Source organism: Streptomyces albicerus, from assembly GCF_008905045.1.
Taxonomy (GTDB): domain Bacteria; phylum Actinomycetota; class Actinomycetes; order Streptomycetales; family Streptomycetaceae; genus Streptomyces; species Streptomyces albicerus.
Genome location: NZ_VWMY01000004.1, coordinates 77,381 through 97,062, shown reverse-complemented (window position 1 = coordinate 97,062; position 19,682 = coordinate 77,381). Strand labels below are relative to the sequence as shown.

The window sequence follows — 19,682 nt, the reverse complement described above, 5'->3', positions numbered from 1 at the left end:
CCACGTGCCGGAGTCCCACACGTCGACTGACTTACCTCTTGCCATTGACTGACCTCTTGCCATGTCTATCGACTATCGATAGATTTCCATCGTGGCTCGATCGAAGGAGGGGCGATGGGAAAGCTGACAGTGCTTGCGCTGCGCGCCGTGCTCGTGGTGCTGCTCGCCGGCTCGCTGTTCGTACAGGCAGTGATGGTGCCGCTGCTCGGCGCCGACCTGGAGGGGGTCGACGCGGACCTCGCGTACCCGCCCGCCGCGTTCCTCGTGACCATCGCCCTGGGCATCATGACGGCCCAGGTCGTCCTGGTCTGCGTGTGGCGGCTGGTGACGATGGTGCGGCGCGGAACTGTGTTCTCCCACGCCGCCTTCCGTTACGTGCACATCGTGATCGGCGCGATCGTGGCGGCCGCCCTGCTGATGTTCACGCTCGGGGTGCTCCTGGCACCCGGCGAGGCCGTCGCCCCGGGCATCGTCCTCTTGGTGGGCGGGGTTGTCGTGGCCATCCTGGGGGTCGCGCTCATCGTGCTCGTGCTGCGCATGCTGCTCGCTCAGGCCGTCGCGCGCGACGTCGAGGCGACGCAGATGCAGGCCGAGCTGGCCGAGGTGATCTGATGCCGATCGCCGTCGACATCGACGTGATGCTGGCCAAGCGCAAGATGTCCGTGGGCGAGCTCGCGGAACGCGTCGGGATCACACCAGCCAACCTGGCGGTACTCAAGAACGGCCGCGCCAAGGCCGTGCGCTTCACGACCCTTGCCGCGCTCTGCGAGGTGCTCGAGTGCCAGCCGGGAGACCTGCTGCGCTGGAAGGCCGAGGGCGCCGCGGACGGGTGATGTCAGCCCGCAGTCTCGGCATGCGTGAACGACGTCGAGATCGTCGAGCGGAACCCGGTCGACCAGGGGTTCGCCCCACGGGCAAGCGGTGGGCTGTGGAGCCTATGCGACGGAACACGCATCAACCCGCGAGCCGACCTCACACGGCAAATGCTGATGCTCTGGCCACATGGGCTCATAGGTTCGCCGGGTTGGGCGATCAGGCCATGATGACGAGCGGGCGGCCTCCGCATCAAATGCCTTGCCCGTTACGGACGTCAGCGCGTTCGCGTCGCCGGCACGGCACTAGAGTGAAACGGTGACTCCCTTGCCGGAAGACCCGTCGCCACTGATCCGTGAAGACGACCGCGACACGGCCGTGCAGCGTCTGCAGGAGGCGTACGCCGAAGGGCACATCTCGCACGAGGAGATGGACGAACGCCTCCACCAGGCGCTCACCGCCAAGACGCACAGCGACCTCGTGCCGGCGCTGGCCTCGCTCCCGGAGGAGAAGGCGGGCACCACATCCACGATTGCCGCCGCCGGCGGACGGATCCAGCGGCGCGGCGCATGGCGAGTACCTCGGATCCTCAAGGTCCATTCCGCATTCGGAAGGGTGCACCTGGACCTGTCCCGGGCGGTCATCGAGCACCCGGTAGTCGACATCGAGCTGCAACTCGGCACCGGCAGGGCCAAGATCACGGTGCCGCGCGACGCAATCGTCGACATCGAGGGTGTGCACACCGGGTGGAAGGACTCGCGCTACAAGACCCGGCGGCCTTTCCATCCCGGTGGGCCGAAGATCCGGATCTCAGGGACCATGGGGTTCGGACGGCTGAAGATCCGCCACGCGTGGCGTTGACATTCCATCCGGCACCAGGACCACCTGCCGACACTCCTTCGTCCCGGCTCGACCGCTGGCGGGGCTGTGAGCGGAAGACCTTCGCCGGCCTGGCGTGATCATGATGTGAGTTGGCCGGCGAACTGCTGTGGTTGGCGAAGCCGTTCGGTGCTACGGCCCACCGGCGGTTCACCGAAAGGAGCAAGGACCGGCTCTGGGTCAAACCGCACCGCCTGGTCCCGTGGTGAGCTGACCTGGAAGCGTTCCGCGGTTCGGCGCAGTGGCCAGGTGCGGTGGGCCCGCTATACTTGATCTTGAGCGTGTTGCCGAATCTCAGGTTGCGCTTCGCGTCGGTGGTCCAAGGAAAGGCGCTCCACTTCCTGTGGGGAGATGCAGGTGCAAGGCCTGCCCGGCGCTCCGCACGAACCCAACCCACCCCGATAATCCGGGATGGGTTCGTTGCGTTGAGAGGAGCCCGGCGAGGAAGGGGTCTCCTCGCGGGTGGCGGGCCGCGCGCCGCCCGCCACTACCGGTGTCACGGACGCATGAGGATCTTCACGGCATCGTCCTCCTTGTGCTGGAAGATCTCGTAGGCGTGCGGAGCGTCGTCCAGCGGCAGATGGTGGGTGGCGAAGGCGTCCACTCCGACAGGGTCTTCGTCTGTGAGCAGCGGCAGCAGGTCGTCCACCCAGCGGCGGACATTGGCCTGTCCCATCCTGAGCTGGATCTGCTTGTGTCGAACGTGACTCCTCCCCGTCCTGAAGGACGGGGCTTCTCGCTATGCCGGGTTGGCGTCGCGACGGACCAGCCCGGCCCGTAGAACATTGAGCGCCCACCGTGTCAGCGTGCGCGTGGTGGCCGCACGAGACGCAATGGAACTTTTCCTGTGTGGGCCGGTTCCCCTTCGCGCAGTGCCCGCATACGGGGCAGGTGCGGGAGGTGTTGCGGGGGGCCACGGCGATCACTTCCCGTCCGGCGCTTTCAGCCTTGGCGTGCAGGATCGTCAGGAACACCCCCCATCCGGCATCGTTGATCGACCTGTTGAGCCCGGCTTTGGCGGCGCCCCCGTTGGGCAGGAAGGTGCACGGCTGGTCGGTGTCGGGCTTCGGTGCGGGGGCCTTGCTCATGTTGCGGATCTTGAGGTCTTCATGCGCGATGAAGTCGTGTGCGCGGACCAGGTCGAGCGCGGTCTTGTGTGCGTGGTCGAGCCGCTGGCGACGCACCTTGCCGTGGAGCTGAGCAACCTTGTGCACCGCGCGCTGGTGGTTGGCGGTTCGGTCCTTCGCCTTGCAGCGCGGGAACCGCGACAGGGCCTTTTGTGCCGCCCGGAGCTTCTCGGATGCACGGTGGCCGTGGCGCGGGTTGGGCACGAACTCGCCGTTGGAGTCGGCGAGGAAGTTCGCGATGCCCAGGTCGATGCCGGCCACGGAGCCGGTCGCGGGCAGCGGTTCGGGCACGTCCTGCTCGGCGGTGAGCACGACGAACCACTTGCGGGCCTCGCGCTTGACCGACACGGTCTTGACCCTGCCGAGCACGGCGCGGTGCTGGTTGACCTTGACGTGGCCGACGCCCTGGAAGCGGACGCGGGTGACGGGGTCGTGCGGGCTGGAGTCCCACCGGCAGCCGTCCCCGTCCTTGGGGAAGTCCACCGTGTCGAACCAGTTCACCCCGCGAAAGCGCGGGTAGCCCGGGGTGTCGCCGGACTTGATCCGGCGGAAGAACGCGGCGAACGCTTTGTCGAGACGGCGCAAGGTGGCCTGCTGCGAACTGAACGACCAGCGGCCCTGACGCTCCGGGTCGACCGCCCGGATCTCCTTGAGCTGCGCGGACTGCATCCCGTACTTGACGGTAGTCTTCGAGACGTGCCGGTAGGCGTCGCGGCGTTCCTGTAACGCCGCGTTGTAGAGGGAGCAGTGGTCCCGCAGCATCTCGCCGAGCGCCTGCCCCTGCCGGACGGTGGGCCGCATGAGGAACTTGTACGCACGGATCATCTCAAACCCACCCCCCTCCGGTCGAGTTCGCTCGATCCTACTACGCTTGGCGTATGTCACCACGCTGGGAACCAGATCCCGATATCAGACGTGGAAACCACGTCATCCACCACCTCCACGCGCACTTGGTGTTTGTCACGAAGTACCGGCGTGACGTCTTGAGCAGCGAGATGCTGACACGCTGCGAGGAGATCATGCGCGACGTGTGCGAGAGCTTCGGCGCACAGCTGCGGGAGTTCAAAGGCGAAGGCGATCACGTCCACCTTCTCGTGCACTACCCGCCAAAGGTCGCCCTGTCCAAGCTGGTCAACAGCCTCAAAGGCGTCAGCTCCCGGTACCTGCGCGCGGAGTACACCGACCACATCAACCAGATCGGGACGGGCTCGGTGTTCTGGTCCCCGTCCTACTTCGCGGGGTCCTGCGGCGGCGCACCGCTGAGCATTGTCAAGGACTACATCGAAACCCAGAAGCGCCCAGCCTGACCGTCACCACACGCAGAGATGTCCGGCACTTCGCGCCTCCGGGCCGAGAATCACATTCCCGCCTGGCCCAAAGACCGGGATTCCCTGCGAAGAACAACGGATAGCGGTGCAGGTGATCGATGCCATGAGCGGGTCCTGGGAGCCAGGCCGGTATCACGACACCTTTCAGGCGAAGGTCCGCGAGCTGGTGCGGGCGAGGGCCGCGGGGGAGGAGATCGCGGCGGCGGAGGAGCCCCCGACGGCCACCAACGTCATCGATCTGACGGAGATCCTGCAGAGCAGTCTCGACCAGGCCCGTGGCACCGGCCCCAAGTCACGGCAGAAGAAGCCCGCCGCCGGGAAGGCACCGCAGAAGGCGGCACGGAGCGGGGGCGGCAAGAGCGAGCTGCGGCAGTTGAGCAAGGCGGAGCTGTACCAGCGCGCGACGGACCAGGACATCGCGGGCCGCTCCAAGATGAGCCGAGAGCAGCTCATCGACGCGCTCGCCCGGGCCGGACGCAGCCGGAAGAAGAGTGCTGCCTGACCGGGTATGCGCCTGCGGGCCTGGACTGACGAGGCAGGGCGGATCTTCACCAAGGGCGCCTGTACCCTCGCCAACTTGTGCGTCCAGGGCGTCCGCAGAGGGTACGGGTCCCCGTACGCCGGTGCGCGCCGCGCCAGTCGCGCCGTCATGCTGTCCGCGCCCCTCGGACACCGCGTCTACCTGCCTGCGTGACTGAGCAGCGAGGAAACATTTACGAGTCCGTGGGTCCTCAACATCCGTACAAGTAAGCGGAGTTGCGGTGCCCCTGCCTGTCGTGCGAGCGAGTCGGTCCGAACGATTGCGGGTCTCCGGCATGCGGAACCATACTTTGCCGTCTACGGGGGGAGACGGGGGAGTTGAGCGGGAGACGTGCGCCTGCCGCGGTGCGGGGGACCGGGCACCATGCGCTGGTGCTGGGCGCTGCGGGGCTCGCCGTGCTGCTTGCCGCCACCGTCCTGGCCGCGCTCGCTGCTCTCACCGAGAAGGCCGTCGAAGGTGGGGCGCAGCGGCGACTGGCCCGCGATCCTGATGCCGTGGTCAGCGTGTTCGGAGCGTACCGGCCGCGCGACGCGGGGGACGTGGACGCCCGCGTACGAGCTGCTGTCGACCGGACCTTCGGCGGCGTGGCGCATCACACCTGGTCCGCGCTACGGGTCCCGGCCGCACGCTCCGCCGAACTGAACCTGACCGAGGCGGACGGCCGCCGACGCGACGACGCGCGCGTGTCCGTGGTCGCCCTCCAGGGGACGCCGCGGCACGCTCGGCTGGTCGCAGGGCGCTGGCCGGGGGAGGGAGGCGACGGGGCGATCGTCGAGACCGCGCTGAGCGACCTGTTCGCCGCGGAACTCGAGGTGCGGCCCGGCGACGAACTGCGGATCCAGCCGAACAGCGGGCCGCAGGTGCGGATGCGGGTCGCGGGGCTGTACCGGGCGGGCGACCGCAGCCCGGCCCTCTGGGCGAACCTGGGCAGTGCCACCTTCGACACGACCGACTCCGTCGCGCTGGTGTCCCGGCAGGCGCTGACGGCGACACCGGGCCTCGCCGGGGACGCCGGTGCATTCTGGCTGGGTGTACCGGACACCGGCGGTCTGCGGCTCGGTGACATCGAGCCGCTGCGACAGCGCGCTGACCGGTTCGGCGGCAGCGACGTCTCGCTCTCCGTCTTCCGCGGGACGCCGCCCACGACGCGGCTGGCTGTCACGTCCACCCTCGACAACGCGCTCGACGACCTGGCCACCCCCATCGCCGTGGCCCGCGCCGGTCTCTACATCCCGGCGACGCTGCTCGCCGCTCTGGCCGCCGCTGCCCTTGTGCTGACCGCGCGCCAGTTGGCCGAGCACCGCCGTCCCGAACTCGCCCTGCTGGCCGCACGCGGGGCCGGGACCCCGAGGCTGGTCCTGGCGACGGCCGCGCAGTGGGCGGTCGTCGCCGTCCCCGCCGGACTGGCCGCGCCGTTCCTCGCCGGTCCGCTGCTGCGGCTGCTCGCCGGGGCCGGGCTGCTGTCCGGCGACGTACCCGCGACGGCGAACCTGACGGTCGGCCGGGTGGCCGCGCTGCTCGCCGTCGTGGTGCACGGCTGCGCACTGCTGCTGCCGACGGCGCGGACCGTACGGGACCGGCATGCGGTGCGGGGGCTGCGGCTGCGGCTGGGACGGTTCGCGGGGGCGCAGCGGCTGGGCGCCGACCTGGGGCTCGCGGCGGTGGCCGTGCTCGGCTGGCTGCAGCTGCGGCAGTACCGTTCTCCGGTCACCGGTGGCGGGGTGGATCCGGTCCTGGTGCTCGCCCCCGTTGCCATGACCACCGCCGCGGCGCTGCTCGTGCTGCGGGCGCTGCCGCTGGCCGCCCGGCTCACCGACCCTCTCGCGCAGCGCGGCACCGGGCTTGTCCTGCCCCTGGGCGGCTGGCAGATCGCCCGGCGGGCCGCGCGGCATGCCGGGCCCGCGCTGCTGGTGACACTGGCCCTCGCCGTCGCGGCGCTCAGCAGCACCGCGCTCGCGATACTGGACCGCGGCGACTACGACCAGGCGGTCTTCAAGGTCGGCGCGGACCTGCGCATCGACCCCGGAGAACGGCTTGAGCGTGCCGAGCGGCGCGCCACCTATGCCGCGCTTCCCGGTGCACGGGCGGTCACCCCCGTCGTCGACACGGACGGCTACATCGGCCAGAGCTGGGTGACCGTCACCGGCATCGACACCGCACGCGGCCCCGCACCCGCCCTGCGCCCCGACCTCACCGACCGGCCGCTGCCGGACCTCGTCGCCCCGCTCGGCCGGAACATCCCCGCCCACGGACTGCCACTCGGTGGCTCGCCGCGTGAACTCCCGCTGCGCGTACGACTGTCCGCCGACGGGCCCGGCAGCCCCGTCCCGGTCCGGCTGACCGTCCACTTCGTGGATGCCGACGGCCTCACCCACGCCAGTGAGGCCATCCTGAAGGACACCGACGGCGCCGCCCGCACCGTCCGCCTGAACGTTCCGGAGGGCGGCGACGGCGTACGCGTCGTCCAACTCGGCCTCAGCATGACCGGCGAGACGGTGCGGCGCACCTACCGCCTCACCATCGACCATGTCCCGGGCCTCACCCGGCCCGCCCGCTGGCACGACATACGCACCGACGCCCCCGACCGGCACGTCGGCGGATGCCCCGCGGCCACGCCGAGCAGGCGGCCCCGAGACGCCCCGGGACCCGTGCTCTGCTCCGACCGGCCCGGGCCCGGCACTCTCCTGGACGCGGTGCTGCGCGGACCGGACACCGCACTCAAATACCCGACGTGGAGCGTGCGGCTGGGCACCGACCGCGCCAAAGGACGCACCGCCGCGCCCGCGCTCGCCGACCGCACCCTGCTGGCCTCCGGCGTGGTCCGCGTCGGCGACACCGTCACCCTGCAGAGCGCCGGCGGCGGCACCGCCCGTATCAAGGTCGTCGGGGAGATCGACGCCGTGCCCGGCGCCGACCGCGACCGGCCCCGGCTGCTCGCCGACTCCCGGGCCATGGCCGCCCAGCTGGTGCTCGACGGCGCCCTGCCCGCCGCCGAGTCCGCCTGGTGGGTGGCCACCGACCAGGGGAACGCGGCAGCGGCCCTGCGCGCGGTCCGTGCCGACCCGCGCCTCGGCACGGCCGTCGACGTGCCGCACACGCGAGCCCTGCTGGCCGCCGACCCGCTGCGCGAGGGCGCGCGCGGGGCGCTGACGCTGTGCCTCGTCCTCGCGCCGGCGTTCGCCATCGTCGGCTTCACGCTGCACACGGCACTCTCCGCACGGGCCAGAGCAGGCGAGTTCGCCCTGCTGCGGGCGTTGGGCGTACGGCGCGGCCAGCTCGCCGCGTACCTGTGGACCGAACAGCTCGCCCTGGCCGCCGTCGCGACGGTGCTCGGCACCCTGCTGGGCACCGCGCTGGCCGCCCTGATCATGCCGGTGGTCACCATCGACGACACCGGCCGGCCGGTCTACCCCGGGCTGCTCACCGAGGTGCCATGGGTGCGCGTGACCCTCACGGCGGGCGCGACGACACTCGTGATCTGCGCGATCGTGACCCTCGCCGCCCGGTTCCTGGGGCGGGTCGACCTGGCGCGGGTCCTGCGCGCGGGGGAGGACTGATGAGGCGCCCGACGCGGCGACGCGGCCCCGTCGCCCTGCGCGAGGCACGGGCCGAACTCCCGCTTCTGGTCTGCCTCGCGGTGCTGCTGGCGTTGCTCACCGCGGTCGCCGCCGCGGGCCCCGGGCTGCTCGACCGGTTCGCCGGGCGGGCGCTCGCCGCCCGGCTGGAGCAGGAGCAACAGGCAGAACCAGGCCTCCGGCTCAGCGCGCGGTTCGACCCCGTGACCAGCACGCTCCCCGGCAGCCGCACCACCGACCTGGCGACGGACCTGCTCCCGGTCACCACCGTGATCCGCAACGCGGCCCCCGGCGCGCTCAAGGGCCATCTCGTGCCGTACTCGACCCGCGTCGAACTGCCCCTCGTCCGCACCCGGGCGGCCGACAAGGACGTAGGCCTCGGCCTGGTGTACGCCTCCGACGCACCCGGACGCGCCGCGTACACCGAGGGCCGGCCGCCCGACCCGGACAGCGCGACCGTCGAGGTCGCCGTCTCCACCCGTACCCGCGAAGCGCTGCGACTGCGGCTCGGCCAAGAACTGCCGCTCGTGCCCGGCGCGTTGAAGGACATCAACACCACCGCCGTCGTGGTCGGGTTCTTCACGGCGGACGGTACCGACGCGGCGAGCGGGCGCCGGCTGTGGCGTGAACAGCCCCTGCTGGCCCGCCCGTCGCAGCATCCGCCGCGCAGCGCGTCCGAACTCGACTGGGAGGCTCGTGCCCTGGTCGCGCCGCGCACCGTCACCACCCTCCAGAACCAGGCCGACGCCACGCTCACCGTCACCTGGGGCCTGCGCCTCGACCTCGACGCGCGCACCGCCACGCGATTCGCCGACGACGCGGGACAGGCCGAACTGCTGCGGCTCCTCACCCGCTACCCGGACGACGCACGGACCGTCTACTGCGGCGACATCGCCGACTTCGGCGGCATGTTCTGCTCGATCGGCTCTCACGAAGCCTCCACCCTGGACGCCGGCACGCGGCTGCCCGACGCGCTCACCGAGTTCGACCGGCAATGGCGGCAGGGCCGCGTGGTGATCTCCTTCGCGCTCGCGTCGCTGCTGGTCGTCGGGCTGCTCACCGCCGTCGTCACCGCGCTGCTCGCGGTACGCCGCCGCCTCGACACCCACCGGCTGCAGTGCGCCCGCGGCGCCTCCGCCACCGGCCTCGCGCTGGCCCGGGCGGCCCAGACCGCACCCGCCGCACTGCTCGGACTCGCGGGCGGACTCACCGCCGCAGGACAACTCGCGGGCCCCGCACCCCAGTACCGGTACGGGGCACTCGTCGCCGCGCTCGTCTGGCTGCTGCTGCCCGCGCTCACCTGGTACGCGCTCCGCGATCGCACCGCACAGTCCCGGCACCGGACGACTGCGCACACGGCGGGCCGCCGGATCGTCGCCGAGGCAGGGATACTCCTCCTCGCCGCGGCCGGCGTGGCGGCACTCAGGGCGCGCGGCACGACGGGCGACGCGGGGCCCGACCCGCTGCTCGCCGCGGTGCCCGCGCTGCTGGGACTCGTCACCGTCGTCGTCCTGCTGCGCTGCTACCCGTTGCCGGTACGGCTCCTGGCACGCTGGTCGGCGCGGCGGCGCGGCGCCGTGGCACTCATCGCGCTCTCCCGGGCCGCGAAGGAGGCCCCGGCCAGGGCGCTCGCCCTGCTCGTCCTGGTGGTGACGCTGGCCGGGGCGGTGTTCGGCGGGATCGTGGCCGGCACGCTCGCGGAGGGACGCCGTGCGGCCGCCGCCTGGCACGCCGGCGCCGACGCTTCGTTCCTCGGCGCGAGCCGCACCCCCGATATCGCCGAGCGGCTGACGCGGGTGCGCGGCGTGCGTGACACGGTCCAGGTGCGCCAGCTGCGCGTCGACCCGACCAGCGCGACCAGCGGCGAGCGGTACGGCATCGCGAGCCTCCTCGGTGTCGACGGTGCGAAACTCCGTGCCCTGGCGCCCGGTTCGGATGCTGCCCGCGCCCTCGAATCGGCCGGACTCAGCGGGCCGGGACGGGACCGGGAGATCCGGGTCCTGGCCACCCATGCCCGCACCGGTGACGTACTGACCATCTCGTCGCACGGCACGAAGCTGCGCCTGCGTGTCGTCGGAGGCCTCCCCGACGCCGTACTGCGTGACCCGGCGCTCGGCCCGATCCGCAGCTCGACGACAGCCCGGGACCGGATGCTGCTCACCGACAACCGGGCCCTCACGGCCATCCACGCCGGCGACTTCGAACAGAGCGCACTGCTGCTGTACGGACCGAGGATCGACGCGGAGGCGCTGCGAGCGCTCGTGCCGAAGGCCCGCTCCGGCACCGCCGTCGGCGAGCTGCGCATCCGCACCGAGGAGGAGGCCGAGGCCGCCGCCGACGGCATGGTCCGCGTGCTCGGCACCGCGCACACCGCGTGCACCGCGCTCGCCGTGCTGCTCGCCCTGCTGGCCCTCGTCCTCGAACTGATGCTGTCCGCTCCGGCGCGCGGCCGCACCACCGCCTATCTGCGCACACTCGGTCTGGGCAGCCGCGCCACGTCGGCACTGCACCTGCTGCAACTCCTGCCGCTGGTGCTGGCGGCGATCGTGGGCGGCACCGCACTTGGACTGACGCTGCCCACGCTCCTCGGACCAGCCCTGCAACTGCGGGAGTTCACGGGAGGACCCGCCGCCCCCGCCGTCGAACCCGACCTGCTGCTGACCGCCGCCCTGGGCGCCGGTCTCGGCGTACTGGTCGTCGCGGCGGTGGGCGTGGAGACCTGGATAGGACGGCGCCGCGGTCTCGGCGCGGTCCTGCGAATCGCGGAGGAACGGTGAGCGAAACCGACCGCAGTGACCTGCGCAGGCTGGAGGAACGGGCCCGCGAGGCACGGCGCCCTCTCCCGGACGACGGGCTCGTCGTCTGCGACAACCTCGTCCGTGTCTACCGCACCGACGAGGTGGAGGTGCAGGCCCTCCAAGGCCTCGACCTCATCGTCGAGGAGGGCGAGTGCACGGCACTCGTCGGTGCCTCCGGATCCGGCAAGTCGACGCTGTTGTCCATCCTCTCCGGGCTCGACCTGCCGACGGCGGGCCGCGCCCGGGTCGCCGGACACGACCTGCTCGCCATGCGGCGGCGCGAACGGCTCGGCTACCGCCGGCACACCGTCGGCTTCGTCGGGCAGCAGACCGGCCGCAACCTGCTGCCCTACCTCACGGCGTTGGAGAACGTGGCCCTGCCGATGAAGTACACGCGCATACCACGCCGCACACGCTCCGCACGTGCCGCCGAACTCCTCGACGTGCTCGGCGTCGCACACTGCAGGGACCGACTGCCCGCCGAGCTGTCCGGCGGCGAACAGCAGCGCGTCGCCGTCGCGGTCGCCACCGCCAACACGCCGCAGGTGCTGCTCGCCGACGAACCCACCGGCGAACTCGACACCGCAAGCGGCGAGTTGGTGTTCGCCGCGCTGCGCCGCGCCAACGAACAACTCGGCGCGACCGTCCTGGTCGTCACCCACGACCCGCTCGTCTCCGGCCAGGTCCGCCGCACGGTCCGTATCCGCGACGGCCGCACATCGACGGAGACACTGCGCGCCGCCGCCGGCGCGGCTGCCGAGGAGTTCACGGTCCTGGACCGCGCGGGCCGCCTCCAGCTGCCCCGTGACTACGTGGAGCGCTACGGCCTGCGCGGCCGGGTCCGCCTGACAGCGGAACCGGACCACGTGGGGGTGTGGCCCGACAACACGGACCGCCCGACCCACGCGGCCGGTCCGGACGGCTTCGACACGAAGGACCCGTCCGGACAGGACGACCGACCGGACGGGCCGGCGGACCCCGGCGGGTCTGGTTGACGGTGTAGGCCGACAGCCGGGTGTAGAGGTTTTGGGAACCGAGGCCACCTCCACCCGTGCGGGCCGGGTCCGAGACCTGATCCACGACTGCGACAGCGACACCCGTACCGACGCGCGTGCCCGGACGGCTCGGCTCAGGGGCGCGCCGGTGCTTCGAGTTCCCGCTTGAGGTTGCGCAGGGTCGTGTCGATGTTGCCGGTCTGGAAGGCTGCGAAAGTCTTGCCGCCGGTGGCCGCGCGGTCGAAGACGTCGGCCACCAGCGTGGGCCAGGAGCGCCGGTCGTCGGTCCAGGTCTCCGTCACCCGGGTGGCGCTGCCCTCCGCCTCGAACCGGTACTCCCACGTGGCGATCGGAGCGTTCAGGCGCGGCCGCTTGAGTCCGATCGCGTGGACGCGGAAGGCGAAGCGGCGGCCGGGATCCGCCACGGTGACCGTGCAGCGGGTGGTCCAGCGGTATCGGCCGCGCTTGTTGTGCCCCTCGAAGACCATGCCGACGTGAGCCGGCTCGTTCCCGCCGGGCACGGTCGCTCCGAGGTTCTCGGGACTCCACCGGCCCATCTGCGCGGGACGGCTGATCTGGTCATACGCCGATGACGGTGACGCCTGTACCAGGATGCTGCGAGCGACGGTGAACGTGCGGGGCATGGGCACTCTCTCCCTGGATGCTCAACCTACTTGCGAGTAGGGAGACTATCCCGGGCCGTTGCGCGGGTGACATCCTCATGGACATCAGGACGACCTACAGTCCTGGGGGCTCAGGGCCTTCGTCGGCGGACATCAGCTGGATCACGGATCACGCACCACTCAAGATCCGGCACCGTCGGCACAGACAAGGAACTCCAGCTCGGGCCGGTCCCACACCACGGCGGGTGGGTTCGCGGACGCGGTCCCGGTGTGCACCGCGCCCACGCTGCGGTAGAAGCCCTCGGCGGGGGGATGTGACACCACCCGGACGCGGTCGAGCCCGGCGGCGCGAGCCTCGGACTTCATGTGTGCGACGAGCAGCCGTCCCACGCCAAGGCCCTGTGACTGGTCGGCGACGAACAGCAGGTCGAGCTCCGGCGGGGCGAGGACGAGCGAATAGAACCCGAGTACATGGCCTTCCGGCCCGTCGGCGGCGACGGCCACGAAGACGCGGTGGGCCTCGATGTAGTCCGGACCGACACGGTAGCCCGCCACCATGGCCGCGTACTGCCCCTCATAGGCGCGTGAGCCCCGCACGAGCCGCGTGAGCCGCTTGGCATCCCGCGCGACGGCCCGCCGTATCGAGACCGATCCGCTCCTGCTTGTAACACTCCGGCTCATGAGGAGAGTATTACGTACCAGGAAGAGCCATCATGCGGCGGGTGCGGCTGAGCGGATCTGCCGTGGAAATGTGCATGGAGGTTGCACCTGGCACCGGCCGTGATGGCGGCCGGGGACTTGGCGCGACGTCCGTGAGGATCGGGCGCTGCTGCACCGGTGTCAGCGGGTGGTCGGAACGTAGGTGAGGCCGAGGATGCCGTTGTCGAGCCGCTTGACGTCGGTCAGGTCGAAATCCGTGGTGTCGATCCCGTCGTAGAGCCGTTCGCCACTGCCGGCGATGACCGGGAACAGCCAGAACAGATATTCGTCGACCAGCCGGTGCTCGAGCAGCGTCCGGCTGAACGAGCCGCCGGTGCCGACCTTGAGGATGTCGCCGCCCGGCCGTTCCTTCAGCTTGCGCACGGCGTCGACGACGTCGTCCCCGAGCAGAGTGGCGTTCCATGTCACCTCGGTGAGGGTGCGCGATGCCACGTGCTTGGGGATGGTGTTCATGCGGACCGCGTAGTCACCGAACGCCTCTTGCAGGGTCGGCCACACCTCGGCGTGGCTCTCGTAACTGATCCGCCCGTAGAGGAGCGCGTCGACGGAGAAGAGGAGGTCCCTGGAGAGCTGCTCGAACTCGCCGGCCCACCTGGTGGGGAGCCAGTCCTGCGGTGTGCTGATCTGGCCGTCCAGGGTGACTACTGCCTGCTCGATGATCTTCCGCATCGTTACTGCTCCTTGTTGTCGATGTCGTGTGGTCCACGTTCGTCGGTGTCCGCGCCGTCGGTGTCGTGCGCGTACGTGGTGAGGGTCGCCGCGAGCTTGTCGAGGCTCTGGCCGAAGCCGATCTCGATGCCTGCGATGAAGTCCGCGGAGTCGACGGTGCTGTCGGTGATCCGGTAGTGGACGTCGAGGTCCGTGCCGGTGTCGGTGGGCCGGAGGCCGAGGTCGACGTGGGCGGTGAAGGCGAGGCCGCCGTCGGGCAGCAGCGGGGAGAGCCGGTAGGCGAGGCGCTCACCGGGGCGTACGTCGTCGACGACTCCCTCCGCGCGCCCGGCGACCAGGTCGGAGTCGTCGGCGTCCTCGGCGTCGCGGTACTCCAGGACGACCCGCCCACCTGGTCGCGCCTCGAAGACGAGCTCGGAGACGCGGAGGTCGTCGGGCGTCCACCATCGAGTGAGCAGGGAGGCCTCGGTCAGGTGGCGCCACACCAGCTCAGGTCGCCCCGTCAGCGACCGCAGGAACCTGAACGAACGGCCGTCGGCCCACCCCGACTCCTCCGCGGCGAGCCGCTCCGCGTCGAGGCTGAGCCCGTAGCGGTCGTAGGTCGCGCGCGGGCCACCGACCTGGTCCGCGGTGTCGGCGAGCCGGCTGAGCGCAGCCGCCAGATCCCGCAGGGGAGCGGGCCGGAGCGCGTAGATGCGGCGCTGGCCGGTGCGCTGGGAGGTGACTACGCCGGCGCGCTCGAGGGTCTGCAGGTGCTTGGTCGTCTGCGGCTGGCGCGCCCCGGCGAGCTGGGCGAGGACGCCGACCGAACGGGGCCGCTCGGCCAACAGGCTCACGAGCCGCCAGCGGGCCGGGTCGGCCAGTGCGGTGAGGAGTGCGTCCATGGGGACGAGTATTCGTGACAGAGAATATTCGTGTCAAGGAATAATTTAGGAGATCAGTCGGGGCCACGTCGCGCACGGAGCCGTTGGCTCATAAAGCTGCGAGGTCGATGACCGTTTCGACGAAGGCCCGGACCAGGGGGTTGGTCCGGCCGTGAGGCCAGGCGACGGCGATGCGGAGCGGCTCGATGTCTGTGACGCGGCGCCAGGTCAGTTCGGGATGGGCGTAGTAGCCCGCCATCGACTTCGTGCCGAGGCATACCGCGTTGCCGGTGGCGACGTGTTCGAGCATCTCCTCGACGTTGTCGTTCTCAGGCCCCCACAGTGGCGTCGACCCGTCCGGCCGGGGATTGACCGCCCACCAGTCGACCCACTCCTGGGGCGCCTTGCGGGTCCACATCAGGGGCTCGTCCCGCAGGTCCATGATGCTTACGGTGTCGTGGGCCGCGGCCAGCGGATGCGTGGCGGCCATGGCCACCCACCGCGGCTCGGTCGCGACGACGTGTGCGTGCAGCCCGGAGAGATCCGTCGGCAGCCAGACGAAGGCGGCATCGGCCAGCCCCTGCCGCAGCGCCTGCGCCTCGCCGCCCCAGTCGAACCGTTTCGGCTCCACCGTGATCTCCGGGTGGTGGGTGGTGAAGACCGTGCGTGCCCGCCTGCCCAGTGGTCCCGCGCCGGTCGCCACGAACCCGATTCTCAGCAGCTGTTTGCGCGCGGCCTCCGACGTCCGGACCTCGCGGACGGCCTGCCGCCAGTCGTCCAGTATCCGGCGAGCGGCGGGCAGCAGGTTCTCGCCGGCTGCCGTGAGCCGTACCTGCCTGCCGGTCCTGACGAACAGCGCGGCCCCCACCTCGCTCTCCAGCCGTTGGATCTGTCGGCTCAACGACGGCTGGGAGACGAACAGTTCCTGTGCGGCACGGGTGAAACTCAGGTGCTCGGCGACCGCCACGTAGTAGCGCAGAACCCTGGTGTCGACATCCACGGCCGGCCTCCTGAACCCGCAGTCGCAGCTTCTATGCCTCAAACGTATGGATGCAGGCATTGGACCGCATCGGATACCGCTGGTTCCGTGGAGTTACGAGAGCGGGCAAGAAGCGAAGGGGAGAGGCATGCCGGTGGGCGAGGGCGAGTCCGTGAGCAGAGGCAGCGTGCTGCGAGGTGCGGGACTGGGGGCGGTCGGGCTGGCTGCCGCGATGCTGGGAGGGGCTCAGACGGCCGGCGCGGCGACGGCCGGAGCGGGGGAGCACCCACATGTGCGGCTGATCCGCCGCTACTACGAGGCGTACGGCACGGGTGATCTCAACGCCCTCCGGCCGTTCTTCGCACCGGATGTCCGATGGACCATTCCCGGCCACCATCCGCTGTCCGGAACGAAGGAAGGCATCGACGAAGTCCTGGCCTTCTTCCGGGAGTTGGGGCGTGCCGGATTCCGCGCCGAGACGCTGTGCATCGCCGCCGACGGAGACTGGGTCATCGACCTGCACCGGGGGTGGAGCACGGCACCCGAGGGACTCGACATCACCTGGGCGCTGGCCTTCCGCATCCGGAACGGGAAGATCGCCGAGGCGATCAACTTCGCCGGGGACCAGCACCTGGCCGACGCGTTCTTCTGGCGTAACTACCCGCTGGCCCCGCTGCCGGACCGTCTCGCCGAAAGGAAGTGAAGCCATGCGCAGACAGGAGCGGGAGCTGCCCCAAGACTCGTCCCGCCGCCGCGTGCTGCGTGCCGGCGCGGCGGGTCTGGCGGCCGGCGCGGTCACGGGCTCCGTCCCGGCCGCGGCAGCAACCCAATCGGCCGGGCAACTGCCAAGCGCCGCGCCGGACGGGCGTTTCACGGACAAGGTGGTACTGATCACCGGCGCCACCTCCGGGATCGGCGAAGCGGCCGCGCGGGCGATGGCCGAAGAAGGCGCGCGGATCTTCTTCTGCGGACGCCGCGCCCATCTTGGCCGCCGCATTGAGTCCCGGATCCGTTCGGCGGGCGGTGACGCGACGTACGTGCGCGCCGACGTCCGCCAGGAGAGCCAGGTCAGGGAGTTCGTCGCGGCTTGTGTCGAGCGACATGGACGTATCGACGTGGCCTTCAACAACGCCGGCATCGAGAGCCCTCGCGCGGTACGCCTGCACGAGCAGTCCCTTCAGGACATGGATGACGTGTGGCGCACCAATGTGGGCGGAGTCTTCCTCGGCATGAAGTACGAGATTCCGCAGATGCTGTCCCAGAAGGGCGGCGTCATCGTGAACACGGCCTCGATCTCGGCGGAGGTCGGGTTCGCCACCATCGCGCCGTACAACGCGAGCAAGCATGGCGTGGCCTCGCTGACCAAGGTGGCCGCGCTGGAATACGCCGGCAACGGAATCCGGGTGGCCGCCTTCGCGCCCGGCGCGGTGGACACCCCGATGCTGCGACGCGCCGCCCAGGCGTTCGGCGTCACCTACGAACAGATCGCCCAGGACTACCCGATCAAACGCATCGTGCGGGCCGAGGAGATGGCCAGGGTCATGATGTGGCTGGGCTCCGCCGAGGCGGCACCCGTCATCGGCACGGACGTCGACGTGTCCGGCGGCTACCTGACCGGCTGACTGGGCTACTCCTCGCCGACCGCGTCTACCTGAACGCCGGCCCCTGGGTACAGCGTAGGAGCACAACAAACCGCAATCGTGGGCGTCGAGATCGCTCTCCTGAGCGCTCGACCGCCTCACCGGGCAAGCGGGACGGGGCGGTTGACAGCCATCCATCGCCCGGTCACAGTCCCGGGTGATGATGGTCTACGATCTCACCCCGGCCGAGCGGCGCGTGTGGAATGCCTATCCGCGGGGCCAGTCCGTGGACTTCCGTGCAGCGCCGGACGAGGACGCCTCAACCGGAGCCGGCTGGGGCCCGGAGCGCACACTGCGTGCCTCGGTCCTGAGGGAGCTGCTGATCAGCGCACCTCAGGAAGAAGGACAGATCGCCGGCCTCAAGATCGCGGGCGCCCGGATCACCGGGACGCTGCACCTGAGGTACGCAGTGATCGAGCACCCCGTCGGAATGCACCACTGCCACTTCGACCGCGCTCCCGACCTCTACGGATCCCGGTTGCGCCAGCTCAATCTGCGCGGTGCCGTGCTGCCGGCCATCAACTGCGACACCCTGCGCGTCGACGGCGTGCTGCGCATGACGGAGTGCCGGGTGCGGGGGCCGGTGCGACTGGGTGGGGCACAGATCTCCGGCGCGCTCTTCATGGACCGGGCCCACCTCACCGCGCCGAACGACACGGAACCGGTACTGCAGCTCAACCAGGCCGCCATCGGCGCCGACTTATGGGCACCCGGGCTGCAGACGCACGGCGAGGTGAAGCTCAGCGGCGCCGACATCGCCGGGTCGGTCAACCTGCATGACGCCGAACTCAACCAGCCCGGCGGCATCGTGCTCAACGCGGAGACACTCACCGTCGCGGCCGATGTGCTGCTGGGATGCGTACAGGCACGCGGCGCGATCGAGCTGCGCGGGGCCCGCATCGCCGGACGGCTCGCCCTGTCGCACGCCCGCCTCTCGAATCCGGGTGGCACGGCCCTTCACGCCAGCAGTTGCACCATCGGGGAGCTGTGGCTGCGCAAGGGACCTCCTGTGGACGGCATCCTCAACCTGCGCCGCTCCCAGATAGAACTCCTGACCCTGGAACCGGAGATGGTTCCGAACCAGGTGCTGTTGAACAACCTCAGCTACACGACCCTCACGCCGCACGAACCCACCGAGCGCCGGCTGCCCATGCTGGAACGTGACAGGGACGGATATGTGCCCCACGCCTATGAGCAGCTGGCCGGCTCGTACCGCCGTATCGGCGACGATCACGCGGCCCGCCTCGTCCAGCTCGCCAAGCAGCGTCGGCACAGGGCCACCCTGCCCTGGTACGCCCGGGGCTGGGGCCACGTCCAGGACGCCACCGTCGGTTACGGCTTCCGCCCGCTGCGCGCCGCCGGGTGGCTGCTGTCGCTGCTGGCGATCGGCTCGGTCGCCTACGCCCTGCACGATCCCCGCCCGCTCAAGGCGTCCGAGACGCCGCCCTTCAATCCTGTCTTCTACACCCTCGACCTGCTGCTCCCGGTGATCTCCTTCGGCCAGGAGAACGCCTTCGCGCCGGCCGGCTGGGCCCAGTGGCTGTCGTACCTCCTGATCGTGACCGGATGGATCCTGGCGACGGCGGTCGTCGCAGGAGTGACGCGGACCCTCAGCCGTCAGTGAGCCGCCACCGGCGCAGGGCTGAGCACCGGCACGGAACGGCTCAGGCCCGGCGCGTCACTACGGCGGCCATCGGGGGTCGTCGACGGCGCGCGTCCCGGACTGCGGGACACCTAGCATCCCGGACTGCGGGACATCGACCGGTCCACGCGACGCGAGGAGGCCGCAGCAGGAGACTTCGAAGCAGCGACCGTGTCGGCGACGCCCGCACAGCTCGGGCCCCGATTCCGGGTGCTCGCCTCACGGGCCGGTTACGTCAAGCGCGGCCTCGCCCTCCAGGAGGCGGCCGGCCGATCGTCCGCCGAGGGCGTGACAGTCCGGCTGTCGCCGAGGTCACTGAACTCCAGGCCAAGCCCCGCCCCGGCCCAAGTCGGCTTGTAGTGCGTAGGCACCAGGACACCTGAGTGGCTGGTCCGGGTGCACCAGGGGAAGACGGCAGCGGGGGACGATGCCCGGCGGGGCGCCGGAGGGAAGTGTGGGAGGCGCGTGAATCTCGCGCATTCCCCTTGCC

General features: G+C 70.8%; 16 protein-coding genes and 3 pseudogenes. 12 read left to right on the top strand and 7 right to left on the bottom strand.

Translation table 11 applies throughout. The annotated features are described in order from the left end of the window. The first annotated feature begins 114 nt into the window (after positions 1-114). The 3 genes from GAS53_RS04550 to GAS53_RS04540 all read left to right on the top strand — a co-directional run bounded on the left by GAS53_RS04550 (position 115) and on the right by GAS53_RS04540 (position 1,674). Entirely contained in the window at positions 115-612 is a 498-nt protein-coding gene (locus tag GAS53_RS04550; RefSeq protein ID WP_151476104.1) for a DUF2975 domain-containing protein, read from the top strand. Continuing rightward, positions 612-833: a helix-turn-helix domain-containing protein gene (locus tag GAS53_RS04545; RefSeq protein WP_151476103.1), complete on the top strand. Its 222-nt coding sequence runs from the start codon at positions 612-614 to the stop codon at positions 831-833. The genes GAS53_RS04550 and GAS53_RS04545 overlap by 1 nt, the downstream gene beginning before the upstream one ends. 298 nt (positions 834-1,131) lie before the next feature. Then, positions 1,132-1,674 (top strand): DUF1707 SHOCT-like domain-containing protein, encoded by a 543-nt coding sequence (locus GAS53_RS04540; protein WP_151476102.1) that lies wholly within the window; start codon positions 1,132-1,134, stop codon positions 1,672-1,674. A gap of 514 nt (positions 1,675-2,188) precedes the next feature. On the opposite strand, the pseudogene GAS53_RS04535 reads toward GAS53_RS04540, so the two are convergent. Both GAS53_RS04535 and GAS53_RS04530 read right to left on the bottom strand, forming a co-directional pair. Further along, positions 2,189-2,386: pseudogene (locus GAS53_RS04535) on the bottom strand (glutathione-dependent formaldehyde dehydrogenase); the annotation flags it as partial. Positions 2,387-2,431: 45 nt separating this feature from the next. Beyond that, positions 2,432-3,644, bottom strand: a pseudogene (locus GAS53_RS04530) (RNA-guided endonuclease InsQ/TnpB family protein). Positions 3,645-3,697: 53 nt separating this feature from the next. Between GAS53_RS04530 and tnpA the strand changes: the two are divergent. The 5 genes from tnpA to GAS53_RS04505 all read left to right on the top strand — a co-directional run bounded on the left by tnpA (position 3,698) and on the right by GAS53_RS04505 (position 12,056). Continuing rightward, entirely contained in the window at positions 3,698-4,126 is a 429-nt protein-coding gene (gene tnpA, locus GAS53_RS04525) for an IS200/IS605 family transposase (protein WP_151476101.1), read from the top strand. Positions 4,127-4,250: 124 nt separating this feature from the next. Beyond that, the gene (locus GAS53_RS04520; protein WP_151476100.1) at positions 4,251-4,649 is read left to right on the top strand and encodes a hypothetical protein; all 399 of its coding nucleotides are present in this window, start codon (positions 4,251-4,253) and stop codon (positions 4,647-4,649) included. A gap of 356 nt (positions 4,650-5,005) precedes the next feature. Continuing rightward, positions 5,006-8,245, top strand: a complete 3,240-nt coding sequence (locus tag GAS53_RS04515; RefSeq protein ID WP_225858716.1) for an ABC transporter permease — start codon at positions 5,006-5,008, stop codon at positions 8,243-8,245. Beyond that, entirely contained in the window at positions 8,245-11,040 is a 2,796-nt protein-coding gene (locus tag GAS53_RS04510) for a hypothetical protein (RefSeq protein ID WP_151476099.1), read from the top strand. Before GAS53_RS04515 ends, GAS53_RS04510 begins: the two co-directional genes overlap by 1 nt. Then, positions 11,037-12,056, top strand: a complete 1,020-nt coding sequence (locus GAS53_RS04505) for an ABC transporter ATP-binding protein (protein ID WP_151476098.1) — start codon at positions 11,037-11,039, stop codon at positions 12,054-12,056. The genes GAS53_RS04510 and GAS53_RS04505 overlap by 4 nt, the downstream gene beginning before the upstream one ends. 134 nt (positions 12,057-12,190) lie before the next feature. Here GAS53_RS04505 and GAS53_RS04500 read toward each other — a convergent pair whose 3' ends face one another. The 5 genes from GAS53_RS04500 to GAS53_RS56045 form a co-directional block, all read right to left on the bottom strand. Further along, complete coding sequence (locus GAS53_RS04500; protein ID WP_151476097.1) at positions 12,191-12,700, bottom strand: SRPBCC family protein; 510 nt, start codon at positions 12,698-12,700, stop codon at positions 12,191-12,193. Between the two features lie 159 nt (positions 12,701-12,859). Beyond that, positions 12,860-13,360, bottom strand: a complete 501-nt coding sequence (locus GAS53_RS04495; protein ID WP_151476096.1) for a GNAT family N-acetyltransferase — start codon at positions 13,358-13,360, stop codon at positions 12,860-12,862. A gap of 159 nt (positions 13,361-13,519) precedes the next feature. Continuing rightward, on the bottom strand, positions 13,520-14,068 hold the full coding sequence (locus GAS53_RS04490) for a dihydrofolate reductase family protein (RefSeq protein ID WP_151476095.1): 549 nt from the start codon (positions 14,066-14,068) through the stop codon (positions 13,520-13,522). Between the two features lie 2 nt (positions 14,069-14,070). Beyond that, entirely contained in the window at positions 14,071-14,952 is an 882-nt protein-coding gene (locus GAS53_RS04485; protein WP_151476094.1) for a metalloregulator ArsR/SmtB family transcription factor, read from the bottom strand. Between the two features lie 88 nt (positions 14,953-15,040). Further along, a complete protein-coding gene (locus GAS53_RS56045) occupies positions 15,041-15,931 on the bottom strand; it encodes a LysR family transcriptional regulator (protein WP_318721145.1) in 891 nt (296 codons plus the stop codon). A gap of 127 nt (positions 15,932-16,058) precedes the next feature. Here GAS53_RS56045 and GAS53_RS04475 point away from each other — a divergent pair, with 127 nt between their 5' ends. The 4 genes and pseudogenes from GAS53_RS04475 to GAS53_RS58240 form a co-directional block, all read left to right on the top strand. Then, positions 16,059-16,613 carry a nuclear transport factor 2 family protein gene (locus GAS53_RS04475; protein ID WP_151476092.1) on the top strand — a complete coding sequence of 185 codons (555 nt, stop codon included), beginning with the start codon at positions 16,059-16,061 and terminating at the stop codon, positions 16,611-16,613. 4 nt (positions 16,614-16,617) lie between these two features. Beyond that, the gene (locus tag GAS53_RS04470; RefSeq protein ID WP_151476091.1) at positions 16,618-17,532 is read left to right on the top strand and encodes an SDR family NAD(P)-dependent oxidoreductase; all 915 of its coding nucleotides are present in this window, start codon (positions 16,618-16,620) and stop codon (positions 17,530-17,532) included. 178 nt (positions 17,533-17,710) lie between these two features. Then, a complete protein-coding gene (locus tag GAS53_RS04465) occupies positions 17,711-19,174 on the top strand; it encodes a membrane-associated oxidoreductase (RefSeq protein ID WP_151476090.1) in 1,464 nt (487 codons plus the stop codon). Positions 19,175-19,363: 189 nt separating this feature from the next. Next, a pseudogene (locus tag GAS53_RS58240) lies at positions 19,364-19,474 on the top strand (oxidoreductase); the annotation flags it as partial. Between the last annotated feature and the right edge of the window lie 208 nt (positions 19,475-19,682).

What these genes read in the sequence shown, in the direction of transcription:
- GAS53_RS04550 (WP_151476104.1), top strand. Translation starts at nt 115, where the DNA reads ATGGGAAAGCTGACAGTGCTTGCGCTGCGCGCCGTGCTCGTGGTGCTG.
- GAS53_RS04545 (WP_151476103.1), top strand. Translation starts at nt 612, where the DNA reads ATGCCGATCGCCGTCGACATCGACGTGATGCTGGCCAAGCGCAAGATG.
- tnpA (WP_151476101.1), top strand. Translation starts at nt 3,698, where the DNA reads ATGTCACCACGCTGGGAACCAGATCCCGATATCAGACGTGGAAACCAC.
- GAS53_RS04520 (WP_151476100.1), top strand. Translation starts at nt 4,251, where the DNA reads ATGAGCGGGTCCTGGGAGCCAGGCCGGTATCACGACACCTTTCAGGCG.
- GAS53_RS04510 (WP_151476099.1), top strand. Translation starts at nt 8,245, where the DNA reads ATGAGGCGCCCGACGCGGCGACGCGGCCCCGTCGCCCTGCGCGAGGCA.
- GAS53_RS04500 (WP_151476097.1), bottom strand. Translation starts at nt 12,700, where the DNA reads ATGCCCCGCACGTTCACCGTCGCTCGCAGCATCCTGGTACAGGCGTCA.
- GAS53_RS04495 (WP_151476096.1), bottom strand. Translation starts at nt 13,360, where the DNA reads ATGAGCCGGAGTGTTACAAGCAGGAGCGGATCGGTCTCGATACGGCGG.
- GAS53_RS04490 (WP_151476095.1), bottom strand. Translation starts at nt 14,068, where the DNA reads ATGCGGAAGATCATCGAGCAGGCAGTAGTCACCCTGGACGGCCAGATC.
- GAS53_RS04485 (WP_151476094.1), bottom strand. Translation starts at nt 14,952, where the DNA reads ATGGACGCACTCCTCACCGCACTGGCCGACCCGGCCCGCTGGCGGCTC.
- GAS53_RS04475 (WP_151476092.1), top strand. Translation starts at nt 16,059, where the DNA reads ATGCCGGTGGGCGAGGGCGAGTCCGTGAGCAGAGGCAGCGTGCTGCGA.
- GAS53_RS04470 (WP_151476091.1), top strand. Translation starts at nt 16,618, where the DNA reads ATGCGCAGACAGGAGCGGGAGCTGCCCCAAGACTCGTCCCGCCGCCGC.
- GAS53_RS04465 (WP_151476090.1), top strand. Translation starts at nt 17,711, where the DNA reads ATGATGGTCTACGATCTCACCCCGGCCGAGCGGCGCGTGTGGAATGCC.